Origin of the sequence: Burkholderia sp. WTPI3, assembly GCF_021483755.1 — a bacterium.
In the GTDB taxonomy this organism is placed as follows: domain Bacteria; phylum Pseudomonadota; class Gammaproteobacteria; order Burkholderiales; family Burkholderiaceae; genus Burkholderia.
This window is the reverse complement of the sequence record NZ_JAGIXF010000042.1, coordinates 1-24,290: the sequence shown is the minus strand read 5'-3', so window position 1 is coordinate 24,290 and position 24,290 is coordinate 1. Positions and strand designations below refer to the sequence as shown.

Here is a 24,290-nt window from a genome sequence, read left to right as displayed (position 1 = left end):
TTAGCAGGTACGAAGGGCCGCGAGCAGCCCGTCTACCGTTTGAAACCGGACTTCGAGTTCGGCGAGCAGGATGCCTTGCATCTCGTCGCGGAACGTGTCGAGCCACGTGCCGGGCACGATCGCCGCGGCGGACGGCACATCGGCCGCGGCCGCACCATCGCCATCGGCCGCTGCCTGCGCAGCGGCGAGCGCCTGCCGCTCCGCGTCGCGCAGCCGCTCGAAACGCGTGCCGAGCAGCGCGGCCACGGCGGACAGCAAGCTGCGCTCGCGGGCGCCGAGCACGCGTTCCATGATCGCGTCGAGCGCCGCGAGCCGCGCCATTCCGGACGAGCGCGCGGCGAGCGCGACCCGCAGGCGGCCGCGCAACTGGCCGATCGCGGTCTCCATCTCCTGTTGCAGGGACAGACAGCGTTGACGGAAGTCCGCGAAATCGGCCGTGTCGGCAGGTGGCGGCGGCATCTCGCCGGGGCGCCGCCGCGTGCGCGGGCGATTGGCGGTCGTGATCGCCTGCGCGAGTTCGTGGCGCACGCGCGCGTAGTCGCGCTCGGCGTCGTAACCACGCACGCCGGCCGCGACGCCGGGCGGGCTCGCACTGAGCGCGGACGACAACGTGATCGCGTCGGTCCAGCCAAGCCACTGGCTCAGGCGGTCCGACAGCGTCTGCCGTGATTCCGCGACGTCGGCATCGGTCAGGCGCGCGAGCAGCCGGACGAGCGTCGGACCGCTCAGCGCCGGGCGCGGGGGAGCTTGCACCATGCTGCAAACCGTCAAAAAAGGCAGCAGTTTACACGTCGTCGGGAGGTCGACCGCCAGAATCGGGGAAGCGGCCGGATTCGGCATACCGCGCAACGGGCGCGAATGCCCGCCGCACAAGGCTCGCGGGTCGACGGTGGGGGTGTGGAGTGTGCCGGTGCGATGCAGGCGACGCCGATGGCCGCCTGCCGAAACTGCTCCGCTATCGCCGCGGCCCACGGTCGGCATGGCCGGCGACGTTCGCTGAATCAGGATTCGGTCACCCGCGTGCGACGCCCGCGCGGCACCCGCCGGGGAGATGCGTGCCCGAGGCAGGCCGCCGCGGCGGGGGGCTTGCCGGGCACGTCATCGGCCATGAAACAAACCGGGCATCCGCCCGGCGATACCGCCGTCGCCGTCCGTCAGATGCCCGCCTTCGGCGCGTTCAGGATCAGCCGCAACCCGAGCAACGTGATCGCGCCGGCCGCGACGCGGTCGACCCACTTCTTCGCGCGCAGGTAGAGCTCGCGCGGACGGCGCGTGGAGAAGCACAGCGCGACGATCGTGTACCAGCCGAATTCGACGCCGAACACGAGCGGCGGCAGCGCCAGGTAGCACCACAGCGGCGGATGCTGCGGCAGGAGCGCGGCGAAGATGCTGCCGTACCAGATGGCCGTCTTCGGGTTGCTCAGCTGGGTCGTGAGGCCCGTCCAGAACGACTTGCGCGCGCTGCCGGCGACGCCGGCCTGCGGATCGTCCATCGCGATCGGCCGGTCGGCGCCGCGCCAGATCTTCGACGCCATGTAGATCAGATACGCGCCGCCCGCCAGCTTGAGCCCCACGTACAGCCATTCGACCGCCTGCAGCAGCGTGTAGAGCCCGGCCAGCGCGACGCCGCCAAACGCGATCCCGCCGACGCCCATGCCGAGCGCGGTGGCAAGCCCGTCGCGGCGCGACAGCCCGATCGAGTTGCGGGCCACCAGCACGAAGCTCGGGCCCGGAATCATCGCGCCAAGCCACAGCGCGGCCAGAATGGCGAGTACGGCAGCCGATGCAGTCATCGAAGTCTCCTGGAACAGTGACGCCGATGCGCCGGCGCCTGCGCGTCGTTTCCCGACGGTGAGGCCGATGATTCTGGCACGCTTCGCGGACCACCGAAAGCGTCCGCGCGCTGTTATGCTGGCTGCCGTTCCCGCCCTCCCGCACCGCCGCCATGATCGAGATCCGCGCCGCCCGCTATCCGGACGATGCCGCCGCCGTCGAAGCGATCTTCCGCGAGTACATCGCAAGCCCCGCCGTCAGCCTCGCGTTCCAGGACTACGAGCCCGAGCTCGCCGCGCTGCCGGGCAAATACGCGACGCCGCGCGGGCAACTGCTGCTCGCGTGGCACGGCGAGCGCGCGGTCGGTTGCGCGGCGTTTCGCGAAATCGACGCGGCAACGTGCGAGATGAAGCGCGTGTACGTGCGTCCCGAAGCGCGCGGACTGAACGTCGGCCGCCAGCTCGTCGAACGGCTGCTGCACGATGCGAAGGCGGCCGGCTATGCGCGGATGTGTCTCGACGTGCTGCCCGAGTTCGTCGCTGCAAGGCAACTGTATGCATCGCTCGGCTTCACGCCCGCGCCGCCCGTCGCGTTCAATCCGGTGCCGGGCACCGAATTTCTCGGCAAGGCTCTGTGATGGGTGCGGTGCGCGCGCCGGCCGCGGCGGTTCGCCGGGCTCTCGTTCCGTTTTTCGCCGCGTGGTGCTGCCATGCACACGCGGCCCCGCCACTGCCGCCGTCGGTCGCCGCGCAACTGCCGGCCGGCTACCTGCCGTTCGTCGCGCAGACGGGGCCGGCGCTCGCCGACGGGCGGCACAGCCTGCTCGTCGTCGTGCATCGCGCGGTGGATACGCGCGAGCGGCCGTCGCCGCGCCCGTTGCTCATCTACGAGGAACAGGCCGACCACACGTACCGGCTCACCGCGCGCAACGACAGCGTCGTGCTCCACGCGAACGACGCGCTGCAGTGCGACCCGTTCGATCCGGAAGACGCCGCCGACGGCGGGATCGCGGTGAAGGGGCGCTATTTCACGGTGCAGAACGACGTCGCGTGCGGGCAGCACTGGAGCGACTACGTGACGTTCCGCTACGACCCGCGCACGCATGGTTGGGTGTTCGCCAGCCAGATCTACACCGAATCGTTCCCGCTCGAGCCCGACAAGCCCGATTTCGTCAGCTCGGTGCGCGCCGATGCGCACCGGCCGGTGTCGTTCAGCCAGTGGCAACGCAAGGAATGAAGACTGCGCGCGGCGCGTTGTAATGCCGGCGCCGGCGCCTTCCTTCAACGCGATACGTCCCCGCCGCGCCGCACTCGCGAGCGCACGCCAACGGGTCTACCATAGGCGCTCGTCGCCGTTCGGGCGCGCCGGCGCGGCATGCGGCTTGCGCACGCCCCCTTCCCACGTTGAACCCGCGCAGGAGGACGTCATGACGCAACACTTCGACGCGATCGTCATCGGCACCGGGCAGGCCGGGCCGCCGCTCGCCGCGCGGCTCGCCGGCGCCGGCATGAAAGTCGCGATCGTCGAGCGCGGCCGCTTCGGCGGCACCTGCGTCAACACCGGCTGCATCCCGACCAAGACGCTGATCGCGAGCGCTTACGCCGCGCAGCTCGCCCGGCGCGCCGAAGAATACGGCGTGTCGGCCGGCCCCGTGAGCGTCGACATGAAAGCCGTGAAGGCGCGCAAGGACCGGATTTCCGGCCGCTCGAACCACGGCGTCGAGCAATGGGTACGCGGGCTCGACAACACGACCGTATTTCAGGGCCATGCCCGCTTCGAGCGCGCCGACGCGGTGCGCGTGGGCGACGCGCTGCTCGAGGCGAACCGCATCTTCGTCAACGTCGGCGGGCGCGCGCAGATTCCGCAGATGCCGGGGCTCGACTCGGTGCCGTACCTGACCAACTCGACGATGATGGACGTCGACTTCCTGCCCGAGCATCTCGTGATCATCGGCGGCAGCTACGTCGGGCTCGAATTCGGCCAGATGTATCGCCGCTTCGGCTCGCAGGTCACGATCGTCGAGAAGGGCGCGCGGCTGATCCATCGCGAGGACGAGGACGTATCGCAAGCGGTGCGCGAGATTCTCGCGAACGAAGGCATCGACGTGCAGCTCGACGCGAACTGCCTGAACGCGCGGCGTGACGGCGACGGCATCGTGGTCGGTCTCGACTGCACGGGCGGCGGCCGCGAAGTCGCGGGCTCGCATCTGCTGCTCGCGGTCGGCCGCGTGCCGAACACCGACGATCTCGGGCTCGAGCGGGCCGGTGTCGCGACCGATGCGCGCGGCTACATCACAGTCGACGAACAATTGCGCACCAGCGTGCCCGGCATCTGGGCGCTCGGCGACTGCAACGGGCGCGGCGCGTTCACGCACACCGCGTACAACGACTACGAGATCGTCGCGGCCAACCTGCTCGACGGCGATCCGCGCAAGGTATCCGATCGCATCGCCGCGTACGCGATGTACATCGATCCGCCGCTCGCCCGCATCGGCATGACACTTGCGGAAGCGAGGCAGACCGGCCGTCGGCTGCTGGCCGGCACGCGCCCGATGACGCGCGTGGGCCGTGCCGTCGAAAAAGGCGAGAGCCAGGGCTTCATGAAGGTGATCGTCGACGCGGACAGTCACGCGATTCTCGGCGCGGCGATCCTCGGCGTGACGGGCGACGAAGTCATCCACGGGATGCTCGACGTGACGGCCGCGGGCGCGCCGTATACGACGATCAGCCGCGCGATGCACATCCACCCGACCGTGTCGGAGCTCGTGCCGACGTTGCTGCAGGATCTGCATCCGGTCGGGTGACGACAGCGACAGGCGGCTCGCGCGCGCCCCGTCAGCCTTCGAAATACCGCGGCCGGTCGATGTCGGCGACCAGGCCCGGCTGCCGCGGTGCCCAGTCGAGCCACGCACGCGTGCGCTCGCTCGTTGCGGGCGCATCCATCCCCGCGAACATCGCGAACCAGCCGAAGTGTTCGCCGGCCTGCTCCGCCGATTTCGCGACCACCGGGACGTCGAGCCTGCGGCCGATCACTGCCGCGATCTCGCGGAACGGCACCCCCGTATCGTCGACCGCGTGATAGCGCGCACCGGCCGCACCGCGTTCGACCGCGAGCCGGTACACGCGCGCCGCATCGAGCCGATGCACGGCCGGCCAGCGGTTGCCGCCGTCGCCGACGTAGACCGATGCGCCCTTTTCCCGCGCGAAAGCAATCAGGCGCGGCACGAAGCCGTGATCGCCGTCGCCATGCACGGACGGCGGCAGCCGCACGACCGACGCATGCACGCCGCGCGCGTGCAGCGCGACCGCCGTCGCCTCCGACGCCCGCGGATAGACCGCCGACACCGGCACGTGCGGATCGTCCTCGGTCGCCGCGCGGCCGGGCGCGACGAGCGCGAGACCCGACGTCACGATCAACGGACGCGCCGAGCCCGCGAGCACGTCGCCGATCGTTTCGATCGCGCGGCGGTCGAGTTCGCAGTTTTCCGCGAAGCGCGAGAAGTCGTGATTGAATCCCGTGTGGATGACCGCGTCGGCGGCTTGCGCACCGCGCGTCAGGCTGTCGTGATCTTCCAGCGATCCGCGCTGGACTTCGGCGCCCGCGGCCGCGACCGACGCGGCGGCCGCGTCGGAACGCGCGAGGCCGAGCACCGAATGCCCGGCCGCCAGCAACTCGGCGACGACCGCGGAACCGACGAACCCCGATGCTCCCGTAACAAAGACACGCATGTTCAGCACCTCCGGATGAAATGGAGGGATTACTATCTGTCGACCGCCGCGCGCAGTGAAGACGTGACGGTTTACCGGTAAACGAACCAACAGGCTATGGCAGACGCACCCGACAACCTGCTCGGCGCGTACCTTCGGGACCGCCGCGAGAAACTCGACCCGGCGGCGCTCGGGCTGCCGGCCGCGCGCCGCCGCACGCCGGGCCTGCGGCGCGAGGAAGTCGCGCAGCGCGCGCACGTGAGCGCCGCGTGGTACACGTGGCTCGAACAGGGGCGCGGCGGCGCGCCGTCCGCCGACGTGCTCGACCGGCTCGCCCGCGCGCTGCTGCTCAACGACGCGGAGCGCGAGCATCTGTTCCTGATCGGCCTCGGCCATCCGCCCGAGGTGCGCTATCACGCGAGCAGCAGCGTGACGCCGCGCCTGCAGCACGTGCTCGATTCGCTCGACGCGAGCCCCGCGATCATGCGTACCGCGACGTGGGACGTCGTCGCATGGAACGACGCGGCAGCCGCGACGCTGACCGACTACGCGACGCTGCCGCCGCCCGCGCGCAACATCCTGCGGCTGATCTTCGTCGACGCCGGCGTGCGCGACGCGCAGCCGAACTGGGAGCGCGTCGCGCGGTTCGCGGTGGGCGCGTTTCGCGCCGACATCGCACGCGGCGGCGCGACGCGGACCGTGCAGGCGTTCGTCGACGAGATGCGCGCGACGAGCGCCGAATTCGACGCGATGTGGCGCGACCACGACATCCGTTCGCACGACGAAGGCACGAAGGAAATCCGTCATCCGCAGGCCGGCCGGATCGCGCTCGAATACTCCGCATTCTCGGTGACCGGCCGCCCGGACCTGAGCCTCGTGATCTTCACGCCCGCGTCGGCGGCCGATCGTGCGCGGATCCAGACGCTCGTCGCGGCGCGGAAGCAGGCCCCTGCCGCATAGCGCCGCGCGAAACCGCACGCCCCGCGGGCCGCTTCCATCCGGCCCCGTAACACCGCGCCAATCCATCGCATTCCGCACTGATACCCAGTCGAATATTTAATTTTCCCCTGGCGGGGCGCGCCTTTACCCTTTCGGCATCGCATCACAGGGCCTGCGGCCCACCCTGGAGCATTCCGTTGACCGACCCTGGCACCGCCCAAGCCGTTCCCCGCCCGCACGCAGCTTCCGCGTCCTATGGCGCGCTCGCGCTGCTGGTGCTGGCCGGCCTCAACCTGCGTCCGTTCCTGACCGCGTTCGGCCCCGTGCTCGACCTCGTGCGCGCCGACACGGGCCTCGGCTTTCGCGCGGCCGCGCTGCTGACCACGCTGCCGTTCGTGCTGATGGGCGTCGTGGCCGGCATCGGCGTCGGGCTGGCGCGCCGCATCGGCGAACAGCGCGCGCTGACCGGCGCGCTGGCGCTGATCGCCGCCGGTTGCACCGCCCGCCTGTGGACGGGCAGCAGCACCGGGCTGATCGTCACGGCGATCGCCGCCGGCGCGGGCGTCGCGGTGGTCCAGTCGCTCGCGCCGGGCCTCGCGAAACGCTGGTTCGTCGACCGGCTGCCGCTCGCGATGGGCCTCTATTCGGCCGCGCTGGTCGGCGGCGGCGCATTCGGCGCGGTCGCGAGCCCTTGGCTCGCCGCGCACGGCGGCTGGCATCTGTCGCTCGCCGTGTGGGCCGTGCCCGCCCTCGTCACGCTCGCGCTGTGGCGCGCGAAGGCGCCGCACGACACCGCGCATGCGGCAGCGGTATCGGCGCCCGTCGCCGCGTTCGCGCGGATTCCGCGCGCATGGCAGCTCGCGCTGTTCTTCGGCCTCAGCAACAGCGGTTACGCAAGCCTGGTCGCGTGGCTGCCCGCGTTCTATCGCAACGTCGGCATGAGCCCGCAGGCGAGCGGCAACCTGCTCGCGTGGATGGCGCTGTTCCAGGCGGCCGGCGCGCTCGCGATGCCGATGCTCGCGAAACGGGCGCACGATCGCCGCCCGGTGCTGTGGCTCACGCTCGCGCTGCAGACGGCCGGCTTCGTCGGCTTCGCGACGATGCCTGCACTCGCGCCGTGGGCGTGGGTCGCGAGCGCCGGCCTCGGGCTCGGCGGCTTCTTCTCGATGAGCCTGATCGTCACGCTCGACCACCTGCCGGATGCGCGGCTCGCTGGTGCGCTCGCCGCGTTCGTGCAGGGCATCGGCTTCCTGACCGTCGCGTCGAGCCCCTGGCTGATCGGCTGGCTGCGCGACGCGGGCGGCGGCTTCGCGGTCGCGTGGTGGATGCACATCGGCGTGATCGCCTCGATGGCCGCGTTGAACGCGACGTTCTCCCCTGCCGGCTACCGGCGCAGCATGGCGCGCATCACCGGCGCCTCGCACTGAACCGGATTCCCTGACCCGGACGGACGCCGGCATCGTCCGGCGACCGGCCACCGCCCGCTGCACGGCCGGGCGCGGGCGGTCACGCCAATCGGCCGCAGTATCGCTTCACCTCAAACAAAACCAGCCGGTAAATGGAGACAACCATGAAAAAGCTCGTCATGGCCGTCGCGCTCGCGCTGACGGCAGGCGCCGCAGCCGCGAAGGACCCTGCCGTCCTGCGCCTCGGCGTCGATCCCAGCTATGCGCCGTTCGAATCGCTCGCGCCCGACGGCAAGCTCGTCGGCTTCGACATCGACCTGGGCAACGCGATCTGCGAACGCATGAAGGTGCGCTGCGTGTGGGTCGAGAATGCGTTCGACGGGATGATCCCCGCGCTGAAGGCGCGCAAGTTCGACGGCGTGCTGTCGTCGATGAGCGTGACGGAGAAGCGCCTCGCGCAGATCGCGTTCACGGACAAGATCAACAACGTGCCGCCGCGGCTCGTCGCGCGGCGCGGCTCGAACCTGCAGCCGACGCCCGCGTCGCTGGCCGGCAAGAGCGTCGGCGTCGAGCAGGGTACGACGCAGGAAACCTATGCGCGCACGTACTGGGAACCGAAGGGCGTGATCGTGCGCACGTACCAGACGCAGGATCTCGTCTACCAGGACCTGCTGTCGGGGCGGCTCGACGCATCGCTGCAATCGTCGGTACAGGCGGACCTCGGTTTCCTGAAGACGCCGAAGGGCGCGAACTTCGCGTTCGCGGGGCCTGCGCTGCACGATCCGAAGACGCTGGGCGTCGGCTCGGCGATCGGCATGCGCAAGGACGACGATGCGCTGCGCATGCAAATCAACCAGGCGCTCGCGAGCCTGATTCAGGACGGTACGTATCAGCGGATCGCGAAGAAGTATTTCTCGTTCGATATTTACAACTGACGAACGCGAGCGGAAGACGCCGAGCGGCGTCGTGCGCGCACGCACGACGCCGCTTCTTCGTTCGTCGTTTCAGGTAGTCGAGCCGTCGAGGCCGTGCGGCCGTGCATTACGCCGCCGTCGCCAGCAAATTCGTTGCAAACGACTTCGCATGCGCGACGGCCTCTTGTGCATCGGGGAAGACGCCAAGCTCGTCCCAGTGCTCTTCGGCCGCGTAGGTTCCCTTCACCGCGAGCGCGCGCTGCACGCGCAGCTGCGCCGCATATCTGCCGTCGTCCAGCGGTCGGGCCACCGCGATGATCCGGTGCGGCAGACTGGTGCCCTCGGGCTGGACCAGCTCGACAGGGCCGCCGACTGCGCCGATATCCTTCAACGCGTTCCTCGTCTTGCAGTCCGGGCAGTAGAAGCACCAGCCCGGGTCCTCCTGGCGGGACCTGACCTGCCCTCGAGCCAGCACGGCACGGCATTCAACGTTTTCGCAGATGAACGGCATGGCAATCTCCGAAGTTGTTTGACGGAAATCCTAGCATGTCCGTCGGCGCTCAACCATCCGCATTGGCCGTGCCGGTGCGTCGGCCCGGCATGCCGGTCGGCGCATCGTCGCAGCTTGCGATCGCCTTGCGCCACGCGGCGCGTTCGACCGGACACGGGCGCTCAGACGTCGTAGCCGGCATTGCGCATCAACTGGCGCGACACGTCGCCGCGCGCGCCCTCGGCATCGTATTGCGCGCGCAGCCTCGCGTCCGCCTTGCGGGACACGCCGCGGGACATGGCCACAACGATCCCGAAAAAGGCGGCGACAAAGAAAACGATCAGCATCATGTTGCTCCTGACTGGCCGGACCGGAGAGGGCCACGACGTTGGCGGCGGCCTGCCTCGGCAAGCCACGCCGGTGGCGCCTGATGCCGCGCTGCGCGCTATCCGGTCCCGGAGGACAATACCCTCGCGCACATCCGTCAGAGGGGGGTCGCCATGATCAAGTTCCAGCCCGACGGGTGGCATACCGTTACGCCGCGTATCGTCGTAAGCGATCCGAAAAATCTCGTCGACTTCATCAAAGCGGTGTTTCCGGCGCAGGGCGAATGCCGCGCGGGACTGCCGGCCGAAATCAGGATCGGCGATTCGGTCGTGATGGTCAGCGGCGGCGACGGGCTCCGCGATCCGATGGCGGCGTTTCTGTACGTCTATGTCGAGGACGTCGATGCGACCTATCGGCGTGCCGTCGCGGCCAGCGCCGTGTCGCTCGAAGCGCCGGCCGACATGCCGTACGGCGACCGGCGAGCGATGGTGAAGGATGCGTGGGGGAACATCTGGCAGATTGCGACGCACCGGCGCGATCTGTCGGTCGACGAGATACGTGCGCGGCTGGCCGACGGCGGGTAGTCGATGATCCGGCAAGCTGCGGACAGCTTTCAACCTCCACGTCGCCACCGGGTTTCATCAATCCGGCTGAATGCTTTTAGTCAGCGTCTCGATGGTCAGGCCGGCGTCGCGTGGAATACCGACGCCTGCGTTTATCGGGTACCCCGTCACGTGCCCCGTTCGCACATAGCCTCGTCGCAGGTAGAAATCGATCAGTTCACGGCGCGCCGACAACACTGTCATGACCGCCTTCGCGAGATGCCAGCGGCGACTCGCGAATTGCTCGGCCTCGTTCAACAACCCCTTGCCGAGCCCGCGATCCTGCGCGGAGGGCGATACGGCCAGCGTGCCGATATACGCGGTGTCGTCGTTCGCGCGCACTTCTATGCATCCGGCCAGCGCGCCGCGCGTCGCCGCGACGATCAATACCGAATCCTGCGCCTGCAACGTTTCGAGAAGTTGCACCGGCCCGATGCGCGCGCCATCGACGAGCGCCGCTTCGTGCGTCCATCCGGCCGCGCCGGCAGCGGGACGGTAGGCCGCGTTGATCAGTTCGACCAGCGCATCGACGTCGTGTTGCGTCGCGAGCCGGTAGTTGACGGCATCGGTCGAACCTGTTGTCTTGCTCATTGCAACCGCTCCGTTCCTGTTGTCGGTTTTCATCGTGAAGATCCGGCAGCGTGCTCATGCTCGAGCCACGCTGTCGAGCACTGTCGGCAATCCGTCGGCGCGTGTCAACCGCGCGGCCGCCGATCCGGCGACGGTCAGCCCGGTGTCCGGCATCGATCCATCGCGGATGGCGATGAATCCCGCGGTCGGCTGTTTCTCCGAACTGCGCGCGAAGGCGGCCGTGCTGTTCCCCGCATACCGGCACGCGATCGACGCGCTGGAATCTTGAGGAAATGGGAAACCAAACCACTGTCGCCGAGACGACGACAAACACCATTGCGGAATCGCAGACGTTCGCGGATGTTGACCTGCGACCGATCTGCGCGAACATGGCCGACTCGGAATTTCAGGCTGCTGGGGAGGGGCCGCTTATCCATATCGCGAACGGCGCTACGGGCCGGAAATCAAAAGCCCGCCGCCAGACCGGGCTTCGTTCATACTGCCGTCGCGAACTTCACGGCGTTCGCGGCAAACTCGTCACCGCGGTCGAGCGCGTCAATACGATCATGAACGAAACCAGCATCGCATTCGACAAGCAATCGTCGGGCATCAAGCCTGCCGATACCTCACCGCGCGGCCGGTCGCTCAGTAGCGACTGCGCCCCCACAGCGTCTTCGGCTCGTCGAGCAGATGACGCAACCCGCTGCGCTCGATCATCAGATCGGCCACTTCGCTCACGCGCTCGAGAATCTCCCCTTCGTCGACCGACAACACGCGTCGATCCTCCATCAGCACCCGGCCGCCGACCATCGTCATGCACACGTCGGCGGCGTTCGCAAAACACGTCACGCGATACACGGGCATGTTCATCGGCATCATGTGCGGGCGGAACAGGTCGACGAGAATGACGTCCGCGAGCTTGCCGACTTCGAGCGAGCCGATCTCGCGATCGAGCGACAGCGCCTTCGCCGCGTCGATCGTCACCATCTCCAGCACCTTGCCGTGCGGCAGCACGTCCGGATCGCGGAAGTGACGGCGGTGGTAATGCATGCACTGCCACATGTGACGGAACATGTCGTAGCCGCGATCGGGTGCCGCGCCGTCCGACGCGATCGCCACCGTCACGCCCGCATCGATCAGCTCGGGCACCGGGCAGCGCCCGATGATCGACATGATCGCGCTCGGGTTGTGGATGATCGCGGTGCCGGTTTCGACGCACGCGGCGATGTCGTCGTCGGTCAGGTCGATGCTGTGCGACATGAACGACGTCGGGCCGAGCAACCCCAGCTCGCGATGCGCGAACGCGAGCGTGCCGGCGCGGTGGCCATCCTGCGTGAAGGTCAGGCCGCGCTCGCGCGCCAGCGCGCCGTAGCGGGCCGCCTGGTCGCGGAAATCGCGTTCGTATTGCGCAAGCTCCGGGTCGTGCTCGGACGCGTACACGGGCAGCGTCAGCGCGATCCGGATCCGGCCGTCCGCATCGCCGTGGCACGCGTCGACGATGTCTTCGCATACGCCGTACATCGTGTCGAAATCGATGTCGCGCGTGTCGCTGCCGTCCGGCGCATGGCGCGTGTACGCACGCGGTGCGGGCGGCCGCGACGGGCCGACCGCGACGATCGAACGCGTGCCGGTGCGCACCACCGCATCGCAATGGCGTCGCGCGTAGACGGGATCGTCGACGCGCATGATCGAATTGCCGCCGCCGAGCAGCGACACGCCTGTCGTCACGCCGGCCTTCAGCCGTTCGAGCGCCGCGAGATGCGATTCGGTTTCCCAGAACGCTTCGTCCGATGCGCGCGTATAGATCGTTTCGGCCGCGGCCGACCAGGCATCGCCGTCCGCGCCGCCGATCGTGCGCAGCATCGCGTGGCCCGCGTGCGCGTGGGAATCGATCAGGCCCGGCAGCACGGCCTTGCGGCGTGCATCGATCGTGCGCGCGGCACGGTAGCGTGCCTGCAATTCGGCGGTGTCGCCGACGGCGACGATGCGATCGCCGTTGACGGCCACCGCGCCGTTCTCGATCACGCGCCGCTGCGGGTCCATCGTGATCACGCAGCCGTGTGCGATCAGGGTGTCGATTGCTTCGCGTTTGTCCTCGGTAGTCATCGCTGGATGTCCTGTCCTGATTCGAAATGATGCGGGTGCCGCCGCATGGAAAAACCGCCGTGCGGCAGCCCGGCGGCCTGGCGACTGCACGCCGCACGGGTTGTTACGCAGAGCGGGCCGGCGCGGCGATCCGCGCCTTCAGCTTGCGCTGCGCCGCGCTGATCGCGATGAATACCACCGCGTTCACGGCGAGCGCGACGAGCCCGGGGTTGATCGACGTGATCGTGCTCGATGCGCCCGGGAACAGCGACGCGAGCGTCACGCCATAGTAGTTGGTCATCGCGATCACGATCGCGCCGGCGACGATCCCCGCGAACGCGCCTTCGCGCGTGCCGAACGGCCGCTTCAGGAAGCTCGACGCGAGCATCGGCACGAGCTGCGTCAGCAGGCTCGACGAGAAGATCGCGAGCGTGACGAAAGTCGCTCCGCCACGCAGCACGAAGTACACGACCACCAGCGTGAAGATCGGCAGTGCGATCCGCGCGACGCGCGTCACCTCGCGGTCGGTCGCATGCGGCGCGAAGCCTTCGCGGTAGATGTTGCGTGCGATCGTCGTCGATGCGTTCAGCATGATCAGCGAGCCCGGCACCAGCGCGGTCAGCAGGCCCGTGCCGCCGACGATGCCGACGAACCAGGCGGGGAACGTCTGCTTCACGAGACGCAGCAGCGCGAGATCGGTCTGCGCGCCTTCGAGCCCGTGCACCGTCATCACGGCCGCGAAGCCGACGAGGAACAGGAACGCGATCAGCACCTGGTACAGCGGCATCAGGATCACGTTGCGGCGCAGCGCGCGTTCGTCCTTCGCGACGTAGATCGCGGTGAAGCCGTGCGGATACAGGTAGTAGCCGAGCGACGTGAGCAGGATCGTCGAGTTGTACCAGTTCAGGTTGAAGCCGTGCTCCGGCATGCGCAGCAGCTCCGGATGCGCGGCGTCGATCTTCGCGAACATCTCGCCGAGGCCGCCGTAGTAATGCATCGGCAGGTACAGGCCGAGAAAGATCGCGATCGCGAGGATCAGCACGTCCTTGAAAATCGCGATGCTCGCCGAGCCGTGGATGCCCGACACGACCATGTAGACCGCCATCAGCGTCGCCGCGATCCAGATCGCGGCCGCTTGCGGAATCAGCCCGTACGACATCTCCGACACGATCACGCCGAGGCCGCGCAGCTGGATCATCAGCAGCGACACCATCGCGAACACCGCGACGATCGACACCAGCACGCCGATCGCGCGGCTGTCGTACTTCGCCGCGAAGTAGTCGGCGAACGACACGAGCCCGCGCGCCTTCGCGTAGCGCCAGATCGCCGGCAGCATCCAGTAGCCGATCACGAACGCGAGGCAGCCGTACGACAGGATGTAGAACGCGGGCACGCCCTTGCTGTAAGTCCAGCCGCTCGCGCCGAGGAACGAGAACGTCGAGAACGCCTCACCGGCCATCAGCAGGAACGTGAGCAGCGAGCCGAAGCCGCGTCCGCCGACCGCCCATTGCTCGAGCGTGAGCTTGCGGCCGCGCCGCGCCATCACGCCGATCGCGAGCGCGAACACGGCGAACGCCGCGATGATGACGATCGATGCGTTCATTGCGAGTCTCCCGTGCGGCCGTCACGCGCCGTGTCGCGCTCGTCGAGGTGGAACAGGATCGCGAGGATCGCGGCGGTCGCCGCCATCCAGGCCAGGTTCCAGACGAGCAGGAACGGCAGCCCGAACAGCAGCGGCCGCACCTCGGCAATCGAGCCGCCCGCATACATCCCGGCGAACGGCAACGCCGCCAGCAACAGTTTGAGTTTCATGTGTGTCTCCTCCGGAAGACGCGCGAACGCGTCGGAACATCAGAACTTCTGGCGAATGCCGACCACCACCGCCACTTGCGACGTCGTCGACGACGGGCTGTCGGTGCCGTCGATCCACGCGCTGCCGACACCCGACGACGCCTTCTGGTAGAAGCCGTTCACGTACACGTCGGTGCGCTTGGACAGCAGGTATTGCACGCCGGCCGACACCTGCTGATAGTGGCCGCCGTCGTCGCCGCGCGCGACCTGCGTGTACGTGTAGCCGGCCGCGGCCATCAGCGCGGGCGTGATCATGTAGCGCAGGCTGCCTTCATAGTTGTTGAAGCGCAGCGCGCCACCCGTCGCCTGGCCGAAGTTCGAGCCCGTGTACAGCAGCCCGAGCGTCGCCGGCCCGATCGCGTAGCTGCCGCCCGCGCCCCAGATCTGCTGGCGCACCGCGCTCGACAGGCCGGCGCCGAACACCGACGCCGAGGCGGGAAAGTAGTTGTCCGATGCAACGGCACCCGCAGCGCTCGCCGCCGGGTGATTCATCCGCGCATACGCGGCGCCCGCATTCAGCGGCCCGTTCGCATACGTCACGCCCGCGCTCCAGCTGTTGTCGTTCGCGAAGCCCGTCGAGTTCGAGAACCCGTACATCAGGTTCGCCTGCAGGCCGGCGATCGTCGGCGACACGTACTTGACCGCGTTGTTGGTGCGGAACGTGTTGTTGATGTCGTCGTTGTCGAACGGGTGCGTCGAGTACTGCGCGAGGAAGCTGCTCATCTGCAGCGAGCCGAGGATGTCCTGCGTCGAGTTGTACTGGCGGCCGAGCGTCACCGCGCCCCAGTTCGCGCCGCTAAGGCCGACCCAGGCGGAACGGCCGAACATCCGGCCGCCCTGGCCGAGCGCGCCGTTCGCGACGTTGAAGCCGTTCTCGAGCCGGAAGTTCGCCTGCAGGCCGCCGCCGAGATCCTCGGTACCGAGCAGGCCCCAGCGCGGGCCCGATTCGTTGCCGCCCGTGAACTGCCACAGCGCGTGGCCTTGCGCGTTGTTCGTGTAGGTCACGCCCGCGTCGACGATCCCGTACAGCGTCACCGACGACTGCGCATGCGCGGCGCCTGCCAACAGCATCGCGATGGCCGCGCTCATGCACGCGACGCCCGTGTCCCTGCCCATCATTCGCACCATCTCCGTCACCTCCTCTCCAAACCTGTCTGTCGATGTTGTGTTGTGTTTTGTGGATCCTGTTCATACGCGCCGGTCAGCTTGTATAGACAGTCGCTGGATGTTATCCAGCCACAACCGCATCAAGAAATGAAATGTTCAACTGGTCGACAGTTGAAAATCGAATGGGAGATTCGTGACGGAGGGACGAGTGCGGCAAGTGCGCACCGCAAGAAAAACGAAAGGTGGCAGGCCGGCTGGACGGGGCGCGTTTGCTTCGACGTGAATGGCGCGCGTAAGCAAGCTGACGAACTGGCAATGCGCGGCGATGCGCGCGACGGCTATGCGGTTTTCCCGGATAGACCGTGCATCGGGCGCCGCAGCGCGGCGTCGAACGGATTCGTGCGCGGGCCGATCGCATCGGCCTGCCGCCTGAGCAGTTCGACGACCATCGGCATCCGGTCGTCGCCGAGGCGCGACGCCAGCGTGCCGACGCTCAACGCGCCGACCGGATAGCCGGTGCGATCGAGGATCGGCACCGCGACGCCCGCCATTCCGTCGAGCACGCCGCTGTTGCGGCCCGCGTAGCCGAGTTGCCGCACGCGTTCGATCTCGGTGCGCAGGTACACCTCGTCGAGCACGCCGTAGCCGCGAATGCGCGGCACGTTGAAGCGGATCACTTCCTCGCGCTCGGCTTCCGGCAGGAACGCGAGGATCGCGAGGCTGCCCTGCCCGACCCCCAGCGCAATGCGCCCGCCGATGTCGCCGGTAAACGACCTGATCGGGAACGGCCCTTCGCACAGGTCGAGGCACACGGCGTCGAAGCCGCTTTTGACGAGCAGGAAGATCGTCTCGCCAAGGCTCGCGCACAGCCGCAGCAGCGCGGGGCGGCACAGCGTGCGCATGCTGCTCGGATTGCCCGCCAGCGCGGCCAGCGCGAAGAAGTCGACGCTCAGCCGGTACAGCTTCGACTGCTCGTCCTGCTCGACCATCCCTTCCGCGATCAGCGACTGCAGGATCCGGTGCGCGGTGCCCTGCGTGAGGCCGACGGCCTTCGCGAGATGCGTGACCCGCACGCCGTCCTGCTGCATGCCGGCCAGCGCGCGCAGGATCGCGAACGCCCGCTGCAGCATGCCGGCGCCCGGCGCACCGGCGGTCTCGGCCGCGTCCTCGTCCGGGTGCGGCGCGTGCGCGGCCGGCGACGTTCCGCGCGAACGGGATTCTTGCATGCTGGCGCTCCTCGCTGATTTCATTGAACGGAATATGGTAGTCGCCATTGTCCTCGCGTCGGCGCCTGCCGGGCATCCGGGTGTCCACGGGATTGACGGGCGCAATTCGCAACCTCGGTGGCCCTCATCCAACGGAACGATTTCCACGCGTCCCGACAATAAATTCCATTCATCGGAATTTTCTGAAAATTCATCCCGATGATCAGAATTCGAAATTGACGCTCCGAAATATGGCTGGCTAGAGTCCGCACCAATGACACACCGGCGATCCGGTGTGCGAACCCGGAGTTCCCCATGTCGTTTCTCACGCTTACGGATCTGACGAAATCGTTCGGCGGGCTCACCGCCGTCGCCGACGTCAACCTGTCGGTCGAACAAGGCGAATTCGTCTCGCTGCTCGGTCCGTCGGGCTGCGGCAAAACCACGACGCTGCAGATGATCGCCGGCTTCGTCGAGGTCACGCGCGGCCGCATCGCGCTCGACGGGCAGGACATCACGCACATGAAGCCGAACCGCCGAGGGCTCGGGATCGTGTTCCAGAGCTATGCGCTGTTTCCGCACATGAGCGTCGCCGAGAACGTCGGCTTCGGCCTGGACATGCGCGGCGTCGACAAGGCGGAACGCGCGGAACGCATCCGCGCGGCGCTGTCGCTCGTGCGCCTCGATGCGCTCGCGCACCGCTTTCCGCGCGAGCTGTCCGGCGGCCAGCGGCAGCGCGTCGCCATTGCGCGCGCCGTCGTGATCGAGCCGCCGGTGTTGCTGCTCGACGAGCCGATGTCGAATCTCGATGCGAAGCTGCGCGAGGAGATGCAGTTCGAACTGCGCGCGATCCAGCGCAAGATCGGCACGACGACAATCATGGTCACGCACGATCAATCGGAGGCGCTGTCGATCAGCGACCGCGTGGTCGTGATGGAAGCCGGCCGCATCACGCAGACCGACACGCCGTACCGCGCGTACGAACGCCCCGGGAACCGCTTCGTGTCGCAGTTCATCGGCAAGGCGAACCTGCTGCCCGGCACGATCGTCGCGCACGACGGCGACACGATCCGCATCGACCTCGGCCATGATCTCGCCGAGACGGGACGCGCCGCGCACCTGCCGGCGCACGAGCGCGACATGCGCGTCGGCGACGCCGTGTCGGTGTGCATCCGCCCCGAGAAGCTGCGGCTGTGCGCCCCCGGCGCCGGCCGCTTCGCCGCGACGGTCTCGAGCCGCTTCTTCCTCGGCAGCCAGTGGCTGTATCGCGTCGACAGCCCGCTCGGCGAAGTGCTCGTGTGCTGCCAGAACGAAGGCGCGGAGCCGCTCGATGAAGGCATGCCGGTCGGCGTCGACTGGCACAGCGACGCAGTGCGCGTGATGCGCCGGGAGGCCTGAATGCGACCGCCTCCCAGCCCGCTTCCGACCGACGGCGCACCGGGCAGCCTGGCGCAGCCGGCCGCGGCCGATGCCGCACCGGCGCGCGCCGCGGGCCGCCGCGCGCCGAACGCGACGTGGCGCGCACATGCGCCGCTGTGGCTGATGTGCGCGCCCGCCTTCGCACTGTTCGCCGCGCTCGTGCTCGTGCCGCTCGCGATGACCTTCGCGCTCACGTTCTATCGCTTCGACCCGGCCACCGGCCCGATCGCCGCGCTCCAGTTCGGCAACTACGCGGAAGTGCTCGGCTCGTCGTACTTCCACACGATCTTCGCACGCACGTTCGGCATCGCCGCGCTGACCACCGCGATCTGCGTCGCGATCGGCACGCCCGAAGCGTACGTGCTGTCGAAAATGCGCGACCCGTGGCGCTCGCTGTTCCTGCTCGCGATTCTCGCGCCGCTGCTCGTGTCGGTCGTCGTCCGCGCGTTCGGCTGGAGCATGCTGCTGAACACGGGCGGACTCGTGAACCAGGCGCTTGGGCTCGTCGGCCTCGGCCCGTACAAGCTCGAATACACGACTTTCGCGATCGTGATCGCACTCGTGCACGTGATGCTGCCGTTCATGGTGATCCCCGTATGGACGGCGCTGCAGCGGCTCGATCCGCAAACGGAGCACGCGGCCCTGTCGCTCGGCGCATCGCCGTTCACGACGCTGCGCCGCATCGTGGTGCCGCAGCTGATGCCGGGCGTGCTGTCGGGCAGCCTGATGGTGTTCGGGCTGTCGGCGAGCGCGTTCGCGATTCCCGGCCTGCTCGGCGGACGCCGCCTGAAGGTCGCGGCAACCGCCGTCTACGACGAATTCCTCGGCTCGTTGAACTGGCCGCTCGGCGCGACGATCGCGGTGCTGCTGCTGGTTGCGAACCTGATCGTCATGCTCACCTACTACCGCGTGCTTGAACGCCGCTACGCGCGCAGCCTCGGAGGCGCTTCCCGATGAGAAAGAACGGCCCCTTCGCCCTCGCGTTCCACACGCTCGTGATCCTGTTCGTGCTCGCGCCGCTCGTGATCGTCGTGCTCGTCGCGTTCACGCCCGACGAAACGCTGACGCTGCCGACGCACGGACTGTCGCTGCGCTGGTTCCGCGCGATCCTCGACTATCCCGACTTCGTCACCGCGTTCTTCAACAGCGTGAAGCTCGCGCTCGCGTCGGCGACGCTGTCGCTCGCGATCGCGCTGCCCGCCGGCCTCGCGATCGGCCGTGCGGCGTTTCCCGGCCGTGCGTTCCTGAACGGCCTGCTGCTGTCGCCGCTCGTGATCCCGGGCCTCGTGCTCGGCATCGCACTGCTGCGCTTCTTCGCGCTGATCGGCGCAACCGGCTCGTTCGCGTGGCTGGTGGCCGCGCACATGGTCGTCATCACACCGTTCGTGATGCGGCTCGTGCTCGCGTCGGTCGCCGGCCTCGACCGCAGCGTCGAGCAGGCCGCGTGCTCGCTCGGCGCCGACCCGTGGACGACGTTCCGCCGCATCACGCTGCCGATGATCGTGCCCGGCATCACGGGCGGGTGGCTGCTCGCGTTCATCAACAGCTTCGACGAACTGACGATGTCGATCTTCGTCACGTCGCCGCAGACGGTCACGCTGCCGGTGCGCATGTACATGTACGCGACCGAATCGATCGATCCGATGATGGCGTCGGTATCGGCGCTCGTCATCTTCATCACCGCCGGCGCGATGCTGCTGCTCGATCGCGTGTACGGCCTGAACCGCATCCTGATCGGCCAACATTGACGATGACTTCCGTTTCCCGCCCAACCGATACCGTGGACGACGGCGCGCAATTCGTGCGCGTCGCCGAACGCGAGCGCGCCGCCGTCGCATTCGTGCTCGACGGGCGTCCCGCGCAGGCGCTCGCCGGCGATACCGTGCTCACCGCGATCCTCGTCGCGCAACGCCGCGTGCGCGCCAGCGAATTCAGCGGTCAGCCGCGCGCCGGCTTCTGCCTGATCGGCGCGTGCCAGGACTGCTGGGTGCGCACCGAAGTCGGCGCCCGCGTCCGTGCATGCTCGACGCCGATCGCCGACGGCATGCGCATCCTCACCGGCGCACCGTGCGCCGTCACCGGAGACGCATCATGAGCGGCGCGGCGCAACCGGTGATCGTCGGCGCGGGACCGGCCGGCGTGCGCGCGGCCGAAGCGCTCGTCGACGCGGGGCTGCGCCCCGTCGTGATCGACGAAAACGCACGCTGGGGCGGCCAGATCTACCGGCAGCCCCCCGCCGGCAGCGCGTTCGTGCGCGGCAAGCGCGCGCTGTACGGCTTCGAGGCGGCGAAGGCCGACGCCGTGCATCGGGCGATGGCCGCGCTGCTGCCGCACGTCGACTACCGGCCGAACACGCTCGCGTGGGCATGCGGCGCGGGCCGTGTCGACACGCTGCAGGACGGCCGCGAAACAACCGTCCCGTTCTCGCACCTGATCGTCGCGAGCGGCGCGACCGACCGCATGCTGCCGGTGCCGGGATGGACGCTCGCGGGCGTCTACACGCTCGGCGGCGCGCAAGTCGCATTGAAGGCGCAGGGCTGCGCAATCGGCCGGCGCATCGTATTCGCGGGCACCGGGCCGCTGCTGTATCTCGTCGCGTATCAGTACGCCAAGGCCGGCGCGCAGGTCGCGGCCGTGCTCGACACGAGCCCGCTGCGCCAGCAGGCCGCCGCCGCACCCGCGCTACTGCGCATGCCGTCGACGTTCGCGAAGGGGCTCTACTACATCGGCTGGCTGCGCGCGCACGGCGTCGCGATCGAAACCGGCGTCGTGCTCGAACGCGTACTCGGCGAGCGGCACGTGACGGGGCTCGCGTGGCGGACGGCCGACGGCGATGCGGCCCCGCGCATGATCGAATGCGACGCGCTCGGGCTCGGCTTCGGACTGCGCTCGGAAACGCAGCTGGCAGATCTCGCCGGCTGCCGGTTCAGCTTCGATCCGCTCAACCGCGCATGGTTGCCCGAACGAGACGCGGCCGGCCGCACGTCGGTGCGCGGCGTCTACGTCGCTGGCGACGGTGCCGGCATCGCCGGGGCCGATGCCGCGGAGGCGTCCGGGCGACGCGCGGCGCTCGCCCTGCTCGACGATGCCGGCATCGCGGCGCCCGCGCCGGCCGGCAAACCCGACGCCGCCACGCTGGAACGCACGCTCGCACGGGTCGGCGCGTTCCGCGCGGGCCTCGAGGCGGCGTTCGCGCCGCCGGCCGGGCTTGCCGCGCGCTGCCCGGACGACACGATCGTGTGCCGCTGCGAAGAGATCGACGCCGGCGCGCTGCGGCGTTGCATCCGCGCCGGCGAAGCAACCGAACTCAACCGTCTGAAAGCGCTCACACGCGCCGGCATGGGCCGCTGCCAGGGCCGCATGTGCGGCGACGCGACCGCGCTCGTGCTGGCCGCCGAAACGGGCCGCCCGCTCGCGGACGTGGGCCGGTTGCGCGCGCAACCGCCGGTGAAGCCCTTCCCGATCTCCGCCGCGCTCGCGGGCGACGATGTCGCGGCGATTCCCGACGAGGCGCGCGATGAGTGAGATCCGCCATTACGACGTCGCGATCGCCGGCGGCGGCCTCGTCGGCGCATCGGCCGCGCTGGCGCTGACGCGGCGCGGCCTGCGCGTCGCGTTGTTCGAGCGTCGCGACTGCGGCGCGCAGGCGAGCGGCGTGAATTACGGCGGCGTGCGCTGCCAGGGCCGCCCCGCCGAGCAGTTGCCGCTCGCGCTGCGTGCGCGGCGCATCTGGGACCGCCTGCCCGAGCTGATCGGCATCGACGGCGAATTCGTCGTGTCGGGTCATTTGCGGCTCGCCCGCAGCGATGCCGATCTCGACGCGCTCGATGCATACGCGACGCTCGCCGGCGAGCACGGCCTGCCGTTGCAGGTGATCCGCGGCGACGCGTTCCGCCGCCGCTACCCGTGGCTCGGCCCCGCCGCGCTCGGCGGCTCGCTGTGTGCGAGCGACGGGCACGCGAACCCGCGCATCGTGTCGCCCGCGTTCGCTCGCGCGGCCCGCGCGGCCGGCGCCGAGGTCTTCGAACACACCCCCGTCGACGACGTCCGCCACGACGGCACGCGCTTTCACGTTCAGGCGGGCGCTCGCGCCTGCACCGCGACCTGGCTGATCAACTCGGCCGGCGCATGGGCGAACACGATCGCCGAACGCTTCGGCGAAGCCGTGCCGATGGAGGCGATCTACCCGAACATGTGGGTGACCGAACCGCTGCCGCCATTCATCGTGCACAACCTCGGCGTGTACGGAGGCGGCGTGTACGCGCGGCAGGTCGCGCGCGGCAACTGCGTGATCGGTGGCGGGCGCGGCCGCGGCGACGGCGAGTTCGGCCAGCCGTCGGTCGATACGACGCGTGCGGTGATGCGAGACGCGTGCGCGCTGCTGCCCGCGCTGCGCGACGCGCTGCTGATCCGCACGTGGAGCGGCGTCGAAGGCTGCACGCCGGATCACAACCCGGTCATCGGCGCGAGCCGGACCACGCCGAACCTGCTGCATGCATTCGGTTTTTCCGGCGGCGGCTTCCTGCTCGCGCCGGGCGTCGGCGACGTGCTCGCCGATCTCGTCACGACCGGCGAAACCGCCACCCCGCTCGATGCATTCTCGATCGGCCGCTTTGCGCCGCAAGCTGCGCCGACCGCCCCCTTCCGTCAAGAGGAGACCCAAAGATGAAACTGCTCGGAACGATCGCGGCGGCTGCCGCCCTCTGCATCGCTGGCGCCGGCGCGCCCGCGTTCGCGCAAACGAAGACGATCTACGTCGGCATGAACGGCGGGCCGATGGAAAAGGCCTACACGAGCCAGGTGCTGCCCGACTTCGAGAAGGCGAACGACGTGAAGGTCGTCGTCGTGCCCGGCACGTCGTCGGACGTGCTCGCGAAGCTGCTCGCGAACCGCAACAAGCCGCAGATCCACGTCGCGTTTCTCGACGACGGCGTGATGGCGCGCGCGGTCAGTCTCGGCGTGTGCCAAAAGCTCGACGATTCGCCGGTGCTCAAGGAGCTGTACCCGTTCGCGCGGATGAAGGACGACGTCGGGGCGGGCGTGCAGCTCGGAATGACCGGCATCGCGTACAACAAGAAGCTGTTCGCGGAGAAAGGCTGGGCGCCGCCGACGTCGTGGATGGATTTCGCCAATCCAAAATACAAGGGCAAGGTCGTGTTCCAGTCGGCATCGAGCAGCACGTTCGGGCTGCACGGGTTCCTCGCGATCAACCGGCTGCTCGGCGGCAACGAACAGAACGTCGAGCCCGGCTTCAGCAAGTGGGCGAGCACGGTCGGGCCGAACGTCGTCGAGTACATTCCGAACTCGGCGAAGATTTCCGAGATGGTGCAGACCGGCGAGGCCGCCCTGTTTCCGCTGACGCCGACCGGCGTCGGCGACCTGCAGGACAAGGGCATCCCGGTCGCGTATGCGAACCCGAAGGAAGGCCCGGTGCTGCTGCTCGTCGACCTGTGCGTCGTCGCGAACAATCCGGACCCGCAGCTGGCGCAAAAGCTCGCGCAGTTCCTGCTGTCCGCGCCCGCGCAGACGAAGGCCGCCGAGGCCGGCAAGCAGATCCCGACCAACCGCCTCGCGAAGATGCCTGCCGCGATGCAGCAAAGCCTCGGCAACGTCGACGATCTCGTACGCAAGGTGACGGTGGTCGACTGGACCGCGATCAATGCGCACCGCGCGCAGTGGGATACGCGCTGGAACCGGCAGATCGAGCGGTGACGCGGTGCGGCGCGAGCGGGCACGGCCGCGCGCGCCGCGACCATCATCAGCCGGAGTGATGACACCCCCCTTTTTCTGCGGATTTGACCGGGGCCGGCAGGGCCGACAACACTAGCCCGCAGTGCCGCATGGATCCGAAAGACGGCACGCGCCCGCCCCCTTCAGAGTCCGCTCCTATTCACA

The 24,290-nt window shown here is 68.9% G+C and carries 26 protein-coding genes; 15 read left to right on the top strand and 11 right to left on the bottom strand.

Annotated features, from left to right (window positions below; genetic code table 11):
- Both J7024_RS21945 and J7024_RS21940 read right to left on the bottom strand, forming a co-directional pair.
- A complete protein-coding gene (locus tag J7024_RS21945) occupies window positions 1–756 on the bottom strand; it encodes a DUF3348 domain-containing protein (RefSeq protein ID WP_175752001.1) in 756 nt (251 codons plus the stop codon).
- A 398-nt stretch (window positions 757–1,154) separates the two neighbouring features.
- Window positions 1,155–1,793, bottom strand: a complete 639-nt coding sequence (locus J7024_RS21940) for a LysE family translocator (protein ID WP_096500028.1) — start codon at window positions 1,791–1,793, stop codon at window positions 1,155–1,157.
- A 152-nt stretch (window positions 1,794–1,945) separates the two neighbouring features.
- On the opposite strand from J7024_RS21940, the gene J7024_RS21935 reads away from it, so the two are divergent.
- The 3 genes from J7024_RS21935 (at window position 1,946) to J7024_RS21925 (ending at window position 4,576) form a co-directional block, all read left to right on the top strand.
- The gene (locus tag J7024_RS21935; protein ID WP_124829925.1) at window positions 1,946–2,410 is read left to right on the top strand and encodes a GNAT family N-acetyltransferase; all 465 of its coding nucleotides are present in this window, start codon (window positions 1,946–1,948) and stop codon (window positions 2,408–2,410) included.
- The gene (locus J7024_RS21930; protein WP_261323825.1) at window positions 2,410–3,009 is read left to right on the top strand and encodes a hypothetical protein; all 600 of its coding nucleotides are present in this window, start codon (window positions 2,410–2,412) and stop codon (window positions 3,007–3,009) included. Before J7024_RS21935 ends, J7024_RS21930 begins: the two co-directional genes overlap by 1 nt.
- Before the next feature lie 190 nt (window positions 3,010–3,199).
- Entirely contained in the window at window positions 3,200–4,576 is a 1,377-nt protein-coding gene (locus tag J7024_RS21925; protein ID WP_124829924.1) for an FAD-containing oxidoreductase, read from the top strand.
- 31 nt (window positions 4,577–4,607) lie between these two features.
- Here the strand turns inward: J7024_RS21925 and J7024_RS21920 are convergent, their stop codons facing one another.
- Window positions 4,608–5,501: an SDR family oxidoreductase gene (locus J7024_RS21920; RefSeq protein WP_124829923.1), complete on the bottom strand. Its 894-nt coding sequence runs from the start codon at window positions 5,499–5,501 to the stop codon at window positions 4,608–4,610.
- A gap of 96 nt (window positions 5,502–5,597) precedes the next feature.
- On the opposite strand from J7024_RS21920, the gene J7024_RS21915 reads away from it, so the two are divergent.
- The 3 genes from J7024_RS21915 to J7024_RS21905 all read left to right on the top strand — a co-directional run bounded on the left by J7024_RS21915 (window position 5,598) and on the right by J7024_RS21905 (window position 8,760).
- Window positions 5,598–6,440 carry a helix-turn-helix transcriptional regulator gene (locus tag J7024_RS21915; RefSeq protein ID WP_124829922.1) on the top strand — a complete coding sequence of 281 codons (843 nt, stop codon included), beginning with the start codon at window positions 5,598–5,600 and terminating at the stop codon, window positions 6,438–6,440.
- 176 nt (window positions 6,441–6,616) lie between these two features.
- On the top strand, window positions 6,617–7,846 hold the full coding sequence (locus J7024_RS21910) for a cyanate transporter (RefSeq protein WP_124829921.1): 1,230 nt from the start codon (window positions 6,617–6,619) through the stop codon (window positions 7,844–7,846).
- Window positions 7,847–7,989: 143 nt separating this feature from the next.
- Window positions 7,990–8,760: an ABC transporter substrate-binding protein gene (locus tag J7024_RS21905; RefSeq protein WP_124829920.1), complete on the top strand. Its 771-nt coding sequence runs from the start codon at window positions 7,990–7,992 to the stop codon at window positions 8,758–8,760.
- A gap of 106 nt (window positions 8,761–8,866) precedes the next feature.
- Here J7024_RS21905 and J7024_RS21900 read toward each other — a convergent pair whose 3' ends face one another.
- Window positions 8,867–9,250, bottom strand: coding sequence for a hypothetical protein (locus tag J7024_RS21900; RefSeq protein ID WP_124829919.1), 384 nt, complete (start codon window positions 9,248–9,250; stop codon window positions 8,867–8,869).
- 161 nt (window positions 9,251–9,411) lie between these two features.
- Window positions 9,412–9,579, bottom strand: a complete 168-nt coding sequence (locus J7024_RS21895) for a hypothetical protein (RefSeq protein ID WP_175751999.1) — start codon at window positions 9,577–9,579, stop codon at window positions 9,412–9,414.
- 150 nt (window positions 9,580–9,729) lie between these two features.
- On the opposite strand from J7024_RS21895, the gene J7024_RS21890 reads away from it, so the two are divergent.
- Window positions 9,730–10,140 (top strand): VOC family protein, encoded by a 411-nt coding sequence (locus J7024_RS21890; protein ID WP_124829918.1) that lies wholly within the window; start codon window positions 9,730–9,732, stop codon window positions 10,138–10,140.
- Window positions 10,141–10,197: 57 nt separating this feature from the next.
- Here the strand turns inward: J7024_RS21890 and J7024_RS21885 are convergent, their stop codons facing one another.
- Window positions 10,198–10,749: a GNAT family N-acetyltransferase gene (locus J7024_RS21885; protein WP_175752003.1), complete on the bottom strand. Its 552-nt coding sequence runs from the start codon at window positions 10,747–10,749 to the stop codon at window positions 10,198–10,200.
- Here J7024_RS21885 and J7024_RS21880 point away from each other — a divergent pair.
- Complete coding sequence (locus tag J7024_RS21880; protein ID WP_175752004.1) at window positions 10,742–11,017, top strand: hypothetical protein; 276 nt, start codon at window positions 10,742–10,744, stop codon at window positions 11,015–11,017. The two genes, J7024_RS21885 and J7024_RS21880, sit on opposite strands and share 8 nt — an antisense overlap.
- Window positions 11,018–11,373: 356 nt before the next feature.
- On the opposite strand, the gene J7024_RS21875 is transcribed toward J7024_RS21880, so the two are convergent.
- The 5 genes from J7024_RS21875 to J7024_RS21855 all read right to left on the bottom strand — a co-directional run bounded on the left by J7024_RS21875 (window position 11,374) and on the right by J7024_RS21855 (window position 16,997).
- Window positions 11,374–12,834, bottom strand: coding sequence for an amidohydrolase family protein (locus J7024_RS21875; protein ID WP_124829915.1), 1,461 nt, complete (start codon window positions 12,832–12,834; stop codon window positions 11,374–11,376).
- 103 nt (window positions 12,835–12,937) lie between these two features.
- Window positions 12,938–14,416, bottom strand: a complete 1,479-nt coding sequence (locus J7024_RS21870) for a sodium:solute symporter family protein (protein WP_234745487.1) — start codon at window positions 14,414–14,416, stop codon at window positions 12,938–12,940.
- A complete protein-coding gene (locus J7024_RS21865) occupies window positions 14,413–14,625 on the bottom strand; it encodes a DUF3311 domain-containing protein (protein ID WP_175752015.1) in 213 nt (70 codons plus the stop codon). The genes J7024_RS21870 and J7024_RS21865 overlap by 4 nt, the downstream gene beginning before the upstream one ends.
- 39 nt (window positions 14,626–14,664) lie before the next feature.
- Complete coding sequence (locus J7024_RS21860; protein ID WP_124829912.1) at window positions 14,665–15,792, bottom strand: porin; 1,128 nt, start codon at window positions 15,790–15,792, stop codon at window positions 14,665–14,667.
- 317 nt (window positions 15,793–16,109) lie between these two features.
- Window positions 16,110–16,997 carry an IclR family transcriptional regulator gene (locus J7024_RS21855; protein ID WP_124829911.1) on the bottom strand — a complete coding sequence of 296 codons (888 nt, stop codon included), beginning with the start codon at window positions 16,995–16,997 and terminating at the stop codon, window positions 16,110–16,112.
- A gap of 294 nt (window positions 16,998–17,291) precedes the next feature.
- On the opposite strand from J7024_RS21855, the gene J7024_RS21850 reads away from it, so the two are divergent.
- Genes J7024_RS21850 through J7024_RS21820 form a run of 7 tightly spaced genes read left to right on the top strand, consistent with a single transcriptional unit; the run spans window position 17,292 to window position 24,107 of the window.
- Window positions 17,292–18,374, top strand: a complete 1,083-nt coding sequence (locus J7024_RS21850) for an ABC transporter ATP-binding protein (protein ID WP_124829909.1) — start codon at window positions 17,292–17,294, stop codon at window positions 18,372–18,374.
- Window positions 18,375–19,352, top strand: a complete 978-nt coding sequence (locus J7024_RS21845) for an ABC transporter permease (protein WP_124829908.1) — start codon at window positions 18,375–18,377, stop codon at window positions 19,350–19,352. It abuts the gene before it with no gap.
- Window positions 19,349–20,143 carry an ABC transporter permease gene (locus J7024_RS21840; RefSeq protein ID WP_124829907.1) on the top strand — a complete coding sequence of 265 codons (795 nt, stop codon included), beginning with the start codon at window positions 19,349–19,351 and terminating at the stop codon, window positions 20,141–20,143. Before J7024_RS21845 ends, J7024_RS21840 begins: the two co-directional genes overlap by 4 nt.
- 2 nt (window positions 20,144–20,145) lie before the next feature.
- Complete coding sequence (locus tag J7024_RS21835; RefSeq protein WP_124829906.1) at window positions 20,146–20,490, top strand: (2Fe-2S)-binding protein; 345 nt, start codon at window positions 20,146–20,148, stop codon at window positions 20,488–20,490.
- Window positions 20,487–21,920 carry an FAD/NAD(P)-dependent oxidoreductase gene (locus J7024_RS21830; protein ID WP_124829905.1) on the top strand — a complete coding sequence of 478 codons (1,434 nt, stop codon included), beginning with the start codon at window positions 20,487–20,489 and terminating at the stop codon, window positions 21,918–21,920. The genes J7024_RS21835 and J7024_RS21830 overlap by 4 nt, the downstream gene beginning before the upstream one ends.
- Window positions 21,913–23,064 carry an NAD(P)/FAD-dependent oxidoreductase gene (locus J7024_RS21825; protein WP_124829904.1) on the top strand — a complete coding sequence of 384 codons (1,152 nt, stop codon included), beginning with the start codon at window positions 21,913–21,915 and terminating at the stop codon, window positions 23,062–23,064. Before J7024_RS21830 ends, J7024_RS21825 begins: the two co-directional genes overlap by 8 nt.
- The gene (locus J7024_RS21820; protein WP_124829903.1) at window positions 23,061–24,107 is read left to right on the top strand and encodes an ABC transporter substrate-binding protein; all 1,047 of its coding nucleotides are present in this window, start codon (window positions 23,061–23,063) and stop codon (window positions 24,105–24,107) included. Before J7024_RS21825 ends, J7024_RS21820 begins: the two co-directional genes overlap by 4 nt.
- Window positions 24,108–24,290: the final 183 nt, after the last annotated feature.

Coding starts and splice junctions, on each gene's coding strand:
- J7024_RS21945 (WP_175752001.1), bottom strand. CDS start 756: ATGGTGCAAGCTCCCCCGCGCCCGGCGCTGAGCGGTCCGACGCTCGTC.
- J7024_RS21940 (WP_096500028.1), bottom strand. CDS start 1,793: ATGACTGCATCGGCTGCCGTACTCGCCATTCTGGCCGCGCTGTGGCTT.
- J7024_RS21935 (WP_124829925.1), top strand. CDS start 1,946: ATGATCGAGATCCGCGCCGCCCGCTATCCGGACGATGCCGCCGCCGTC.
- J7024_RS21930 (WP_261323825.1), top strand. CDS start 2,410: ATGGGTGCGGTGCGCGCGCCGGCCGCGGCGGTTCGCCGGGCTCTCGTT.
- J7024_RS21925 (WP_124829924.1), top strand. CDS start 3,200: ATGACGCAACACTTCGACGCGATCGTCATCGGCACCGGGCAGGCCGGG.
- J7024_RS21920 (WP_124829923.1), bottom strand. CDS start 5,501: ATGCGTGTCTTTGTTACGGGAGCATCGGGGTTCGTCGGTTCCGCGGTC.
- J7024_RS21915 (WP_124829922.1), top strand. CDS start 5,598: ATGGCAGACGCACCCGACAACCTGCTCGGCGCGTACCTTCGGGACCGC.
- J7024_RS21905 (WP_124829920.1), top strand. CDS start 7,990: ATGAAAAAGCTCGTCATGGCCGTCGCGCTCGCGCTGACGGCAGGCGCC.
- J7024_RS21900 (WP_124829919.1), bottom strand. CDS start 9,250: ATGCCGTTCATCTGCGAAAACGTTGAATGCCGTGCCGTGCTGGCTCGA.
- J7024_RS21895 (WP_175751999.1), bottom strand. CDS start 9,579: ATGATGCTGATCGTTTTCTTTGTCGCCGCCTTTTTCGGGATCGTTGTG.
- J7024_RS21890 (WP_124829918.1), top strand. CDS start 9,730: ATGATCAAGTTCCAGCCCGACGGGTGGCATACCGTTACGCCGCGTATC.
- J7024_RS21885 (WP_175752003.1), bottom strand. CDS start 10,749: ATGAGCAAGACAACAGGTTCGACCGATGCCGTCAACTACCGGCTCGCG.
- J7024_RS21875 (WP_124829915.1), bottom strand. CDS start 12,834: ATGACTACCGAGGACAAACGCGAAGCAATCGACACCCTGATCGCACAC.
- J7024_RS21870 (WP_234745487.1), bottom strand. CDS start 14,416: ATGAACGCATCGATCGTCATCATCGCGGCGTTCGCCGTGTTCGCGCTC.
- J7024_RS21865 (WP_175752015.1), bottom strand. CDS start 14,625: ATGAAACTCAAACTGTTGCTGGCGGCGTTGCCGTTCGCCGGGATGTAT.
- J7024_RS21860 (WP_124829912.1), bottom strand. CDS start 15,792: ATGGTGCGAATGATGGGCAGGGACACGGGCGTCGCGTGCATGAGCGCG.
- J7024_RS21855 (WP_124829911.1), bottom strand. CDS start 16,997: ATGCAAGAATCCCGTTCGCGCGGAACGTCGCCGGCCGCGCACGCGCCG.
- J7024_RS21850 (WP_124829909.1), top strand. CDS start 17,292: ATGTCGTTTCTCACGCTTACGGATCTGACGAAATCGTTCGGCGGGCTC.
- J7024_RS21845 (WP_124829908.1), top strand. CDS start 18,375: ATGCGACCGCCTCCCAGCCCGCTTCCGACCGACGGCGCACCGGGCAGC.
- J7024_RS21840 (WP_124829907.1), top strand. CDS start 19,349: ATGAGAAAGAACGGCCCCTTCGCCCTCGCGTTCCACACGCTCGTGATC.
- J7024_RS21835 (WP_124829906.1), top strand. CDS start 20,146: ATGACTTCCGTTTCCCGCCCAACCGATACCGTGGACGACGGCGCGCAA.
- J7024_RS21830 (WP_124829905.1), top strand. CDS start 20,487: ATGAGCGGCGCGGCGCAACCGGTGATCGTCGGCGCGGGACCGGCCGGC.
- J7024_RS21825 (WP_124829904.1), top strand. CDS start 21,913: ATGAGTGAGATCCGCCATTACGACGTCGCGATCGCCGGCGGCGGCCTC.
- J7024_RS21820 (WP_124829903.1), top strand. CDS start 23,061: ATGAAACTGCTCGGAACGATCGCGGCGGCTGCCGCCCTCTGCATCGCT.